Raw genomic sequence first — 11,790 nt, 5'->3', positions numbered from 1 at the left:
CTTCCTTCCGTCCCCCGTGCTGACACACGCTAGGCTCGCCGGCCCGCCCCGCGCGGCCGCCTCATGGCGACTTCATCGCGCGGACACCCGTACGTCACATCGCCCCGGGCAGTGCCGTGATGCGGTCCAGCGGCCCGTACGGTCCGGCCGCGAGCGCGGTGCGCAGGGCGGCGACGACCTCGGCGGGGCTGCGGGTGAACGCGGCGGGCGCGACCCGCAGCACGCGCAGGCCCAGCGACTCCAGTCGGCCGCGCCCGGTCCCCGGGCCGAGGTCCAGGACGAGGCCGTCGCGCACCCAGTACGCGTCGGGTGAGGCCAGGAAGGCGCCGTCGAACTGGAGCGTGGGACGCCACAGCGGCTGCCTGAGTCCCGACCGGGCCACCAGGGCGCGGGCCATGGGCCCGGCGGAGGCGGCGCGCGGACCGGGATCCATGGCGTCGAGCAGGGCGGCCACGGCGGGGCGCCGGGCGAGCACCGCGCCACCCAGTTCCGCGGCGAGCGCTGGAGCGGGCACGCCGAGCGCTATGACCAGTTCGCGGACGACGTCCAGGGCCCACTCGGGGTCGATGGACTCCCGTACGCCGTCGGCCGCCGCCCGGGCCACCGGGGCCACGGGCACACCGTCCACGGTGTCGGCCACGGGGAGCCCGCGGCCGTGGTGGACCCGCACCCAGGTGTGCGTGCGGATGCGGCGCTCGCTCGGGACGAGCACGTCCACCACCGGGAGCCCGCAGGGCGGCGCGGCCACGGCGACGCCGTGCAGGGCGAGCCCCGCCACGCCGGTGATCATGGCCGGGACCTGCGGGTACCCGGCGAAGGCCAGGGCAGCCCTGGACCGCTGCGCGGCGGTGAGCGGACCGGGCTGGAGGACGACCACCCGGGGCAGCGGCCGCTGCCACCGGCCGCCGGGGCGGCACCACTCCCGCAGCCTGCTCTGCGGCACGCCCACGGCGGCGAGTTGGGCGACGGTGGCGACCCGGTCCTGTTCACGGGCGAGCCGGCGGACGGCCGGGGTGAAGTCGTTTCGCGTCATGCGCGCCCCATCCCCCCTCGTAACCGGTCGACCACCGCTTGTGACAGACCTGTCGAGAACGGCCACCCTCCCGGGTGGCGGGGCGTGCGGCCGGTTGCCGTGGCCGTCCCGGGCCCCGGTGGGACCCCTCTCCGGCGGGACCCCGGCCGGGACCGGCTGTCAGTGCCCCGTCCTACGCTGGGGAGCGTGACGCAACCACGGACCCCTTCCGCCGAGGTCGCCTGGTCGGTGCTGGAGGCACCGGTCGGGCCGCTGCTGCTCGCCGCGACCGGGCAGGGCCTGGTCCACGTCGCCTTCCGGACCGGGGAGGAGCAGGCGCCCGCCGTGCTGGAGCGGATCTGCTCCCGGCTGGGCGCCGCGCCCGCCCGCAGGCCCGGGCCCGCGGGGGCCCGGCTGGACGAGGCGATACGCCAGGTGGAGGCGTACTTCGCCGGGACGCGCCAGACCTTCGACCTCGACCTCGACTGGTCGCTGACGACCGGCTTCAACCGCCGTGTGCTGCGCGAGCTGTCGGCCGGCGTCCCGTTCGGCAGTGTGGTCGGTTACCAGGACCTCGCCAAGCGGGTCGGAGAGCCGGGCGCCGCCCGGGCCGTCGGGGTGGCCATGGGCGCCAACCCGCTGCCCGTCGTCGTCCCGTGCCACCGGGTCCTGGAGAGCGACGGAGGCATCGGCGGCTTCGGCGGGGGCCTGCGCATGCTCGACATCAAGCGCGCGTTGCTGGCCCTGGAGGGCGTCCTGCCGGAGCCGCTGTTCTGACGGTTCCTCAACACCGCCGTGCTGGACGGCAGGTCACACCGGCGGGGGCCGGGGAGGGGTGGAGAAATGGACGAATCGACTTTCCGCATCGCCGAGGGCGCGCCGGACTCGCCGGTGCTCCTCCACGTCCCGCACAGCGCCCGCGCCGTGCCCGGGCACGTCCGTGAGCGCATCCTCCTGGACGACGCCGGACTGGCGGCCGAGCTCGACCACATGACGGACTCGTACACCGACCTGATCGCGGCGCGCGCCGCCGGACGGACGCGGGCGTGGCGGTTCACCAACCGGCTGTCGCGGCTGGTCGTCGACCCCGAGCGGTTCCCGGACGAGCGGGAGGAGATGCGGGCCGTCGGCATGGGCGCCGTCTACACCCGCACCTCGCACGGGGCGCCGCTGCGCGAGCCCGACCCCCGGCACGAACGGGCCCTGCTGGACGCCTACTTCGAGCCGTACGCGGCCGCCATGACGGCGGCCGTGCAGGACCGGCTGGAGGCCACCGGGCGAGCGGTCGTCATCGACGTGCACTCCTACCCCGGCGCGCCGCTCCCCTACGAGCTGCACGGCGACGGGCCCCGGCCCGCCGTCTGCCTGGGCACCGACGCCTTCCACACCCCGGCCTGGCTGCTGGACGCCGCCCGCGAGGCCTTCGCGCCGTGCGGCGAGGTCGGTCTCGACTCGCCGTTCGCCGGCACCTATGTGCCGTTGAAGCACTACGGCGAGGTCCGCGAGGTCTCGGCGCTGATGGTCGAGATCCGCAGGGACGGGTACATGAGCGAGCCCGGTGGTGCCCCCGGCGAGGGACTGGACCGGTTCGGTGACGCCCTGGCCGCCCTCGTCGCCGCCGTGGGCAGGGGCGGCGCAACCGGCGGTGGCAGCGGAACCGGCGGCCTCAGGTGACGCGGAAGCCCGTGAACTCCACCAGGCCGTGGTCGCCCGTGCCACCGTTCCCCGCGGTCATGAAGAGCCCCACGTCCTGGGTCCGGGCCGCCGCCGGAACGGTCACGGTCGCGACCTTCCGCCACGTCGTCCCGTCGTCGGTGCTGCACTCCCCCGTGTACGCGCGGCCCCTGCGGCGCAGCCTCAGCAGCACCGGGGCCCGCACACCGGCGAGCCGCCGGTAGCGGTTCAGCCGGCCGTCGCCGTCGGAGTCGTACGACAGCGTCACCCCGTGCCCGGGGCTCACCGCCAGGTTCAGGAAGCCCGGGGCGGCCGGGTCGTCGAGGTCGTCGCGGACGACGATGCCGGCCCGCGCCCATGCGGCGGTCTCGGCCTGGCTGTCGACCCGGGTGGTGACCGACCCGCCGTCGCGCAGCGCGCCGGGCCGCAGGACCGCCGCGAACTCGGCCGTTCCCTTCCACAGGTCGCGCCCGGCGCCGTCGATGGCGAAGCGGTCGCCGAGCTGCCCGAACACCGCTCCGGTGCCGTTGACGGTCCGGTACGCACGGTCCAGCGGGCCCGCGACGTACAGGTCCCCCGTGGCCACCGCGGGCACCCGCGCGCCGCCGGGCACCGGCTCGTACGCGGCCCGCGCCTCGTACCGCAGCGGCGACAGCGGCCGCTTGGGGCGGGCCTCGGGCGCGGTGACGTGCCAGGTCGCACGGCCGGTGCCACCGGCCGCCACGCGCGGCAGCGACAGCGCCCCGCGCGGTGCGGCCCGCACCCCGTCCGTGGTCAGGGAGAAGCCGACCGTGCCGGTGGGGGCGAGCCCGTTGGTGTTGGCGAACTCCGCGGTGACCACGGCCCGGCCGCCCGGCACCAGCGTCACCGGGTCCGCGGTCACGGTCAGCGTGCCCTGGTAGGGGGCCGCGGCAAGGATCTCGTAGGCCCGCCGGGCGAGCGTGTGCGCATCGCCGGTGGGCCGGGTGGGGTAGCGCCTGGCGCGCTTCGTCCAGGGCTCCTCGGCGCGGTACCAGTCGACGGCCCGCGGGGTGCGGCGGGTGGTGAGGGCCGCCGCGCACTCGTCCAGGAAGGTCCGCCAGCGCGGCAGGTAGAAGTCCGCGACCAGCCCGTTCCAGTCACGGTTGGCGTACTCGTGCAGCGACACCGACGTCGCGCGCCCGCCCCAGGTGGTGGTCAGCACCCGGGCGGTGCGCTCGAGTTCGGCGCGCTGCGCGTCCGCCCCGCCCCAGGCCCGGGCCTCCGCGAGCCAGGGGCCGAGCAGGAAGGCCCGGTGGCCGCCCGCGACCTCGTCGGCCAGCCGCATCAGCCGCAGCCAGAGCTCGGACAGCTGGCGGAAGACCGCCGCGTCGCCGCGCGCGAACGCTGCGCGCAGTTGCGGCAGGAGCTGCCGGCTGCGGTTGGCGACGGCCTGCCGGGCGACGTCGGTCAGGTCGTAGCGGTAGGCGTCGCGGCCGCGTGCCCCTGCGGACACCGCCAGCAGCGCGGCGAACGCCGCGTCGAAGGCGGCGGGATCGTAGGTAAGAGCGTTCGGCGCGTACACGCTGCTGGAGTCGGCCGTCAGCGAGGGACGGGCGGTGAAGAGGCTGTCGTGGGCGTCGGCGCGCTCCAGCGCGTCGTGCCGGTAGGCGGTGCGGCGCAGCGACTGCCAGGCGACGCGTGCCTGGCCGTCCTCGGTGCCGTAACGGGTCCGCGCGTAGGTGTCGAACCAGGTCGGCAGGTCCACCCGCTGCTCGTGCCAGGGCAGTTCGCAGAACAGCTCGAAGGCTGCCGGGTCGCGTTCGGCGGCCTCCGGGAGGTAGCAGGTGCCGGCCAGGGCGCTGCCGGGCTTGTCCCGCCAGCTGAAGAAGCGGTCCGCCCACACGTGGGTCTTGGCGCCGATCGTCGTCCGGCCGCCGAAGTTGGGGATGGAGCCGAAGGCGTACGGGGTGCCCGCCCAGTCCCGCTCGCGGTCGGTGACCGAGGCGAACCGGTCGGAGACGCCGTCCACGACGAGCGTCCGCTCCTTGTCGACCGCTTCCAGCAGGTCGGCCCGCGGGTTCTTCTCCCAGCCGAGGATCACCCAGGTGGCGCGGGGGTGCGCCGCGCGCAGCGCCGCCTGGACGCCGCGGGCGGCCGCGGCCACGGGGACCCCGCCCGCGGTGCCGCCCTCGTGGAGCAGGTCCATCTTGAAGTACGCGGCCTCGCCGAACAGCTGCTTCTGGTGGCGGTAGAAGGAGGCGGCCACCGCGGCGAATGCGCCGGTGCGCGGGTCGAGCCAGTCCGGGCGGGCGAAGCCGTGCCAGGTGCCCTGCGGGACGACGTGCGCCCCGGGGTTGCGGCCGGCGAAGCCGTCCGGGACGGTGCCGAAGTAGCCCGGCAGCACGGGGGCCATACCCAGTTCGCGCAGCCGCGCGGTGATCCTGCGGCCCAGCGCCGCGCGGGCGTCGACGATGCCCGCGGTCAACGGGCCGCCGTACCCGGAGAGGTTCTGCAGCAGCCACCACGGCTGGTGGGACGGGGCCGGCAGCCAGGCCAGGGCCTCCTTGTCGGAGTAGCCGAACTCGCGCAGCACGCGCCGGTACACGGCCTCCGCACCGGCCACCACCAGCACCTCGTTGCAGCCGTGCAGTGCCAGGACGTCGATGAAGCGCTCCCAGCGCGACCAGTCGGCGTAGGGGGCGGTGTACCCGTCGTTGGTGTCGTTGAGCACGAAGCGGTGCGGCACGGTGGCGCGGCGGGCGATGCCGCCCGGGGGTGGCGCCGGGAGCGTCGCGGGCAGGGCGTCCAGGCTGTCGCCCACCCAGGAGACGCCCACACCGCACACGTGCTTGAGGTACCAGCGCACGCCGCACAGCAGTGTGGCCGGGGACGTACCGGCCACCTCGATACGGCCCCGCGCACCCGCGATCCGGAAGCGGTCGGACCGTTCGCCGTCCTTGCCGCCGTTCCCCCGGCCCTGCGCGACCAACCGGAACTGCCCCGCGTGCCGTGGCAGCAGCCGGCCCAGCGCGGCGCGTGCGGGAGCGGTGTCGAAGGCAGCGGCCGTGGTCGCGCCCGCCGCCCCCGTCGCGAACACCGCGCCCGTCGCGGTCGCGGCGGCGGAACCCAGCAGCATCCGCCTGGTCACTCGAGTCACGGCCGGCTCCCGACAGTTGAGGCTGCGTCAGAACGCGTGCCCCGGAACGGTAACGGGAGTGACGATACGGATCAATGTGACGCGAGGGATGTTCGCCGTAAAAGCGGACGGACTACCCACCCTGGCTCACGCCGGACCAGGGAAGCGGGCCGCCTGCAGGTAGTCGGGCTTGGGGTCGAGCGCCGCCGCCAGCCGGAAGTGCCGCAGCGCCTCGTCGGAGCGGCCGGAACGCTCCAGGGTGCGGCCGAGGGCGAAGTGCGCGTACGCGTTGTCCGGCTCGCGCTCCAGGACGACCTGGAACTCCAGCTCGGCCGGGCGCAGCTGCGCGGACAGGAAGAAGGCCCGCGCGCGCAGCAGCCGCGCCGCGGTGTTCTCCGGGTGGGCGGCGATGACCGAGTCCAGCAGCTTCACCGCCCCACGGGCGTCGCGGACCGCCAGCAGCTGCTCGGCCGCACGGAAGTCGATGACGTGGTTCTCGGGGCTCTGCTCGGGCACAGCCGCCTCCTTCCCCGGGCGCTCAACAGCTCACAACTACCCAACATCACCATCCGCATATGCATTCCCCGGCGGAACACCCCGGTGGTCGCTCAGGCCTCCTCGTCGGCCGGGCGCCGTTCCGCCGGCACCGTGGGCCCCGCCGGGTCCTTCGGCGCCTCCAGGGCCGCCGGCGCCGCGCCGCCGACCTCGGCGACGGGCCGCGGCGGCTCCACAGCCGCGGCGGGGTCAGGTGCCGGGGCAGGAACAGGGGCCGGCTCGGCGGCCGGACGTTCGCCACCCGACGCCCGCTCGAAGAAGCGCAGCATCTCCACCGGGAACGGCATGACCAGCGTCGAGTTCTTCTCCGCGGCCACCTCCACGACCGTCTGCAGCAGGCGCAGCTGCATCGCCGCGGGCGTGCCGTCCATCGCGGCCGCGGCCTGCGCGAGCTTCTGCGAGGCCTGCAGTTCGCCGTCGGCGGTGATGATGCGCGCCCGGCGCTCGCGGTCTGCCTCGGCCTGCCGCGCCATCGACCGCTTCATCGACTCCGGCAGGGCCACGTCCTTGATCTCCACGCGGTCGATGTGGATGCCCCACCCGACGGCAGGCGTGGCCAGCATCAGCTCCAGGCCCTCGTTCATCGCCTCGCGCCCCGACAGCAGGTCGTCGAGCTCGCTCTTGCCGATCACCGAGCGCAGCGAGGTCTGGGCCACCTGCAACATCGCGAACTGGTAGTTCTGCACGTCCACCGTGGCCTTGACCGGGTCGATGACCCGGAAGTACAGCACGGCGTCCACCCGGACCGAGACGTTGTCGCGGGTGATGCCCTCCTGCGAGGGCACCGGCATGGTCACCACCTGCATGTTGACCTTGGTCATCCGGTCCGCCAGCGGCACCAGCAGGCGCGGCCCGGGCTGCTTGGCCTGCGGCCGCACCCGCCCGAAGCGGTAGACCACGCCCCGCTCGTACTGCTTGATCACCCGGAAACTGCTCTTGAGACCACCCAGTCCCAGCACCACGACGGCGATCCCGATCGCTGCCGACACGGCTTCCATCCCAGCCCCCTCTGTCCGCGGTGGAGCGACGCTACTGCTCCACAGACGTCCACGGAGAGGATTCCGGATCAGCTCTTGACGATCTTTTGACGCAACTGCTCCCACACCTGCCGGACCTGGGGCTCCAGCGCCTCCAGCGGCCCGTCGTTGTCGATCACGACGTCGGCGACCGCCAGCCGCTGTTCCCGGGTGGCCTGGGCCGCCATCCGGGCCCGGGCGTCCTCCTCGGCCATGCCGCGCCGCCGCACCAGCCGGTCCAGCTGGGTCTCCGGTGCGGCGTCCACCACCACGACCACGTCGTACAGCGGTGCCAGGGCATTCTCCGCCAGCAGCGGCACGTCGTGCACGACAACCGCGTCCGGGCCGGCCGCCTGCTCCAGCGCCGCCGAACGGTCCCGGACCAGGGGGTGGACGATGGCGTTCAGCGCCCGCAGCCGCTCGGGGTCGGAGAAGACGATCGCGCCCAGCTTCGGCCGGTCGAGGGCGCCGCCCGCGGCCAGCACCCCCTCGCCGAACTCGGCGACCACCGCCGCCAGCCCGGGCGTGCCCGGCTCCACCACCTCGCGCGCGATCCGGTCGGCGTCGACCAGCACCGCCCCGTACGAGGCCAGCAGCCGCGACACCTCGCTCTTGCCCGCACCGATCCCGCCCGTCAACCCCACTTTGACCATGGCGCGAGACTACCGGTGCCCCCGCACACCCACGATCCGGGTCAGGAGCCGTCGTCCTCACGGTCGGCCAGGAAGCGCTCGAACTCCGCCGCAAGGTCGTCCGCCGACGGCAGCTCGACCGGCTCGGCGATCAGGTTCTGCCGGCTGCCGCCGCCCGCCAGCGCGTCGTACTGGTTCTCCAGGCCCTGCACCACCGCGACCAGCTCCGCGTCACCGTCGGCGACCTGCCGGTCGATCTCGGCGCGCACCGTGTGCGCCTCCATCCGCAGCGCGTGCGCCACCTGCGGAAGCACCAGTCCGGTGGCGGCCGTCAGCGTCTCCACCACCGTCAGCGCGGAGTCCGGGTAACCCGAACGCGCCAGGTAGTGGGGCACGTGCGCGGCCAGGCCCAGCACATCACGGCCCGCCTCCGCCAGCCGGAACTCGACCAGCGACTCCGCGCTGCCCGGCACCTGCGCCTCGTCGAACCAGCTGCGGTGCCCCGGCACCAGGTCCAGCCGGTTGCCGTGCGGCGTCAGCCCCACCGGGCGGGTGTGCGGCACGCCCATGGGGATGCCGTGGAAGTTGATCGCCAGCCGTACCCCCAGCCGCTCCACGACCTGCACCACCGCGGCGGCGAAACGCTCCCACTCGATGTCCGGCTCCTGGCCCGACAGCAGCAGGAACGGGCTGCCCGTACTGTCGCGGACCAGCCGCAACGCGATCTCCGGCGCGTCGTACGCCGTCCAGCGGTCCCGCTTGAAGGTCATCAGCGGACGGCGCGCGCGGTAGTCCACCAGGCGGTCCGCGTCGAAACGCGCCACCACCTGGTGCTCCTGCCGCTCCAGCAACTCCTCGACGACCTGCCCGCCGGTCTCCCCGGCGTCGATGTACCCGTCGAAGTGGTACAGCAGCACGGGTCCGGTCTCACCGAACGCCTCGTCGACCGCCTCTGCCCCGCCCGGCTCGTATGCGTACAGCCCCTGCGGATCCAGCACTGCGCACCCTTCCCTCGGTCTTCTCAACTCTCGGTGCAACGGACCGCACAGCCCGCGCATTCCCACCGGACCCCGCAACGCGGAAGGACCCGCCCTCCAACAGGAGAGCGGGTCCTTCCGTGGTGCGTGGGCGATACGCCCTGCGATCAGCTCTGGCCGCCGGCCAGCTTCTCGCGGAGCGCGGCCAGCGCCTCGTCCGAGGCGAGCGCGCCGGACTGGTCGCCGGACTCCGAGGAGTACGAGCCACCGGTCGGACCGGCCGGAGCCGCCTCGCCGGCCGCGGCCGCAGCCTCGGCGTCGGCCTCGCGGGACTTGATGACCTGGGCCTGGTGCTGCTCGAAGCGGGACTGCGCCTCGGCGTACTGGTGCTCCCACGCCTCGCGCTGGGTCTCGTAGCCCTCGAGCCAGTCGTTGGCCTCGGGGTCGAAGCCCTCGGGGTAGATGTAGTTGCCCTGGTCGTCGTAGGACGCGGCCATGCCGTACAGGGTCGGGTCGAACTCGACCGAGGCCGGGTCGGCACCGAAGGACTCGTTGGCCTGCTTCAGCGAGAGGCTGATGCGACGGCGCTCGAGGTCGATGTCGATGACCTTGACGAAGATCTCGTCGTTGACCTGGACGACCTGCTCCGGGATCTCCACGTGGCGCTCGGCCAGCTCGGAGATGTGGACCAGACCCTCGATGCCCTCGTCCACGCGGACGAACGCACCGAACGGCACCAGCTTCGTGACCTTGCCGGGCACGACCTGGCCGATCTGGTGGGTGCGGGCGAACTGCTGCCACGGGTCTTCCTGGGTCGCCTTCAGCGACAGGGAGACACGCTCACGGTCCATGTCGACGTCCAGGACCTCGACCGTGACCTCCTGGCCGACCTCGACGACCTCGGAGGGGTGGTCGATGTGCTTCCAGGACAGCTCCGACACGTGCACCAGGCCGTCCACGCCACCCAGGTCCACGAAGGCACCGAAGTTGACGATGGAGGAGACGACGCCGGAGCGCACCTGACCCTTCTGGAGGGTGGTGAGGAAGGTCTGACGGACCTCGCTCTGGGTCTGCTCCAGCCAGGCACGGCGGGACAGGACCACGTTGTTGCGGTTCTTGTCCAGCTCGATGATCTTGGCCTCGAGCTCCTTGCCGACGTACGGCTGGAGGTCGCGGACACGGCGCATCTCGACCAGCGAGGCGGGGAGGAAGCCACGGAGGCCGATGTCGAGGATGAGACCACCCTTGACGACCTCGATGACGGTACCGGTGACGATCCCGTCCTCTTCCTTGATCTTCTCGATCGTGCCCCAGGCACGCTCGTACTGAGCGCGCTTCTTGGACAGGATCAGACGGCCCTCCTTGTCCTCCTTCTGGAGGACCAGGGCCTCGATCTCGTCGCCCACGGCGACGACCTCGTTGGGGTCGACGTCGTGCTTGATCGAAAGCTCGCGCGAGGGGATGACACCCTCGGTCTTGTAACCGATGTCGAGCAGGACCTCGTCCCGGTCGACCTTCACGATGACGCCGTCGACGATGTCGCCGTCGTTGAAGTACTTGATCGTCTCGTCGATCGCGGCGAGGAAGGCTTCCTCGGAACCGATGTCGTTGACCGCCACCTGCGGGGTGGTACGAGGGGCCTGGGCCTCGGTGCTGCTCGTCATTAGGAAAAGGGCTCCGGTACGGACATGAAGTCGTAGGTACTGCTACGCCGTAAGCCCGTTTCGCTCCTGCCGATTCCGGACAGCCCAGAGGCCGAGAGGTTTACAACAGATGTGAGCGCAGCCTGCTCCGTCCGAGGCGCGCAGGCTCGCAGCGCAACTTGTAGCATACGGGGGCAGCCGGGCACGGTCAATGCACGAAGAGCGCACCACGGGCGTAACACCCCGTACCGGGCACTGGCACATAGACGTGTTGCGGCGGCACCGCAGCCACAGGTCACCACAGAGGGTACGACGACCAGCGCAATGATCCAAGCACCGGCCCCCCGGCCCTTCCCCGAAGAACCCGAGGCCACGCGCCGTGTCGCAGGCGCCACGGAGAGCAGCCGAGCCAACCGCGGATGGTGGGACCGCAACGCCGACGAGTACCAGAACGACCACGGAGAGTTCCTCGGCGACGGAGATTTCGTCTGGGGCCCGGAAGGAGCAACCGAGGACGAGCTCCACCTCCTCGGACCCGCCGCCGGACTCAAGGGCGCGTCCGTCCTGGAGATCGGCGCCGGCGCCGCCCAGTGCTCCCGCTGGCTCGCCGCGCACGGCGCCCGGCCCGTCGCCCTCGACCTCTCCCACCGCCAGCTCCAGCACGCCCGCCGCATCGACGACGGCCACAGCCCCTTCCCCCTCATCCAGGCCGACGCCGGCGCCCTCCCCTTCGCCGACGCCTCCTTCGACCACGCCTGCTCCGCCTACGGCGCCCTCCCCTTCATCGCCGACACCGCCCACGTCATGCGCGAGGTCCGGCGCGTCCTGCGCCCCGGCGGCCGCTGGGTCTTCTCCGTCACCCACCCCATCCGCTGGGCCTTCCCCGACGAACCCGGCCCCGACGGACTCACCGCCTCCGCCTCCTACTTCGACCGCACCCCCTACGTCGAACAGGACGAGAGCGGACACGCCGTCTACGTCGAACACCACCGCACCCTCGGCGACCGCGTCCGCGAACTCGCCGCCGCCGGCTTCCACCTCGTCGACCTCGTGGAACCCGAATGGCCCGCCTGGAACACCGCCGAATGGGGCGGCTGGTCCCCGCTGCGCGGCCGGATCATCCCCGGCACCGCGATCTTCGTCTGCGTCGCCCCGTGACCACCCCCCGCCCCGCGGGCCTGCGG

10 protein-coding genes are annotated in these 11,790 nt (G+C 73.2%); 3 read left to right on the top strand and 7 right to left on the bottom strand.

Going from position 1 to position 11,790, the window contains the following annotated elements; all coding sequences use genetic code 11:
• Positions 1 to 94 precede the first annotated feature (94 nt).
• Positions 95 to 1,033: a hypothetical protein gene (locus PV341_RS39370; protein WP_500327206.1), complete on the bottom strand. Its 939-nt coding sequence runs from the start codon at positions 1,031 to 1,033 to the stop codon at positions 95 to 97.
• A 186-nt stretch (positions 1,034 to 1,219) separates the two neighbouring features.
• On the opposite strand from PV341_RS39370, the gene PV341_RS39365 reads away from it, so the two are divergent.
• Positions 1,220 to 1,789, top strand: coding sequence for a methylated-DNA--[protein]-cysteine S-methyltransferase (locus PV341_RS39365; RefSeq protein WP_500360303.1), 570 nt, complete (start codon positions 1,220 to 1,222; stop codon positions 1,787 to 1,789).
• 66 nt (positions 1,790 to 1,855) lie between these two features.
• Positions 1,856 to 2,686 carry an N-formylglutamate amidohydrolase gene (locus PV341_RS39360; RefSeq protein WP_500360302.1) on the top strand — a complete coding sequence of 277 codons (831 nt, stop codon included), beginning with the start codon at positions 1,856 to 1,858 and terminating at the stop codon, positions 2,684 to 2,686.
• On the opposite strand, the gene PV341_RS39355 is transcribed toward PV341_RS39360, so the two are convergent.
• The 6 genes from PV341_RS39355 to rpsA all read right to left on the bottom strand — a co-directional run bounded on the left by PV341_RS39355 (position 2,679) and on the right by rpsA (position 10,627).
• Positions 2,679 to 5,783: an alpha-N-acetylglucosaminidase gene (locus PV341_RS39355; protein ID WP_500360305.1), complete on the bottom strand. Its 3,105-nt coding sequence runs from the start codon at positions 5,781 to 5,783 to the stop codon at positions 2,679 to 2,681. The genes PV341_RS39360 and PV341_RS39355 overlap by 8 nt on opposite strands.
• Positions 5,784 to 5,930: 147 nt before the next feature.
• The gene (locus PV341_RS39350) at positions 5,931 to 6,299 is read right to left on the bottom strand and encodes a tetratricopeptide repeat protein (RefSeq protein WP_500327202.1); all 369 of its coding nucleotides are present in this window, start codon (positions 6,297 to 6,299) and stop codon (positions 5,931 to 5,933) included.
• A 92-nt stretch (positions 6,300 to 6,391) separates the two neighbouring features.
• The gene (locus PV341_RS39345) at positions 6,392 to 7,336 is read right to left on the bottom strand and encodes a slipin family protein (RefSeq protein ID WP_500327201.1); all 945 of its coding nucleotides are present in this window, start codon (positions 7,334 to 7,336) and stop codon (positions 6,392 to 6,394) included.
• A gap of 68 nt (positions 7,337 to 7,404) precedes the next feature.
• Positions 7,405 to 8,007, bottom strand: a complete 603-nt coding sequence (gene coaE / locus PV341_RS39340) for a dephospho-CoA kinase (protein ID WP_500327199.1) — start codon at positions 8,005 to 8,007, stop codon at positions 7,405 to 7,407.
• Between the two features lie 41 nt (positions 8,008 to 8,048).
• Complete coding sequence (locus PV341_RS39335) at positions 8,049 to 8,984, bottom strand: PAC2 family protein (RefSeq protein ID WP_500327198.1); 936 nt, start codon at positions 8,982 to 8,984, stop codon at positions 8,049 to 8,051.
• A gap of 146 nt (positions 8,985 to 9,130) precedes the next feature.
• Positions 9,131 to 10,627, bottom strand: a complete 1,497-nt coding sequence (gene rpsA / locus PV341_RS39330; protein ID WP_499511262.1) for a 30S ribosomal protein S1 — start codon at positions 10,625 to 10,627, stop codon at positions 9,131 to 9,133.
• Between the two features lie 303 nt (positions 10,628 to 10,930).
• Between rpsA and PV341_RS39325 the strand changes: the two genes are divergently transcribed.
• Positions 10,931 to 11,764, top strand: coding sequence for a class I SAM-dependent methyltransferase (locus PV341_RS39325; protein ID WP_500327197.1), 834 nt, complete (start codon positions 10,931 to 10,933; stop codon positions 11,762 to 11,764).
• The last annotated feature ends 26 nt before the right edge of the window (positions 11,765 to 11,790 follow it).

This window comes from Streptomyces sp. PA03-1a, from assembly GCF_033792805.1.
Lineage (GTDB): Bacteria > Actinomycetota > Actinomycetes > Streptomycetales > Streptomycetaceae > Actinacidiphila.
This window is presented reverse-complemented; position numbering and strand designations above follow the sequence as displayed.

Excerpts from the sequence above, each read along its gene's own strand:
- PV341_RS39370 (WP_500327206.1), bottom strand. The coding sequence starts at position 1,033 with ATGACGCGAAACGACTTCACCCCGGCCGTCCGCCGGCTCGCCCGTGAA.
- PV341_RS39360 (WP_500360302.1), top strand. The coding sequence starts at position 1,856 with ATGGACGAATCGACTTTCCGCATCGCCGAGGGCGCGCCGGACTCGCCG.
- PV341_RS39355 (WP_500360305.1), bottom strand. The coding sequence starts at position 5,783 with ATGCTGCTGGGTTCCGCCGCCGCGACCGCGACGGGCGCGGTGTTCGCG.
- PV341_RS39345 (WP_500327201.1), bottom strand. The coding sequence starts at position 7,336 with ATGGAAGCCGTGTCGGCAGCGATCGGGATCGCCGTCGTGGTGCTGGGA.
- coaE (WP_500327199.1), bottom strand. The coding sequence starts at position 8,007 with ATGGTCAAAGTGGGGTTGACGGGCGGGATCGGTGCGGGCAAGAGCGAG.
- rpsA (WP_499511262.1), bottom strand. The coding sequence starts at position 10,627 with ATGACGAGCAGCACCGAGGCCCAGGCCCCTCGTACCACCCCGCAGGTG.
- PV341_RS39325 (WP_500327197.1), top strand. The coding sequence starts at position 10,931 with ATGATCCAAGCACCGGCCCCCCGGCCCTTCCCCGAAGAACCCGAGGCC.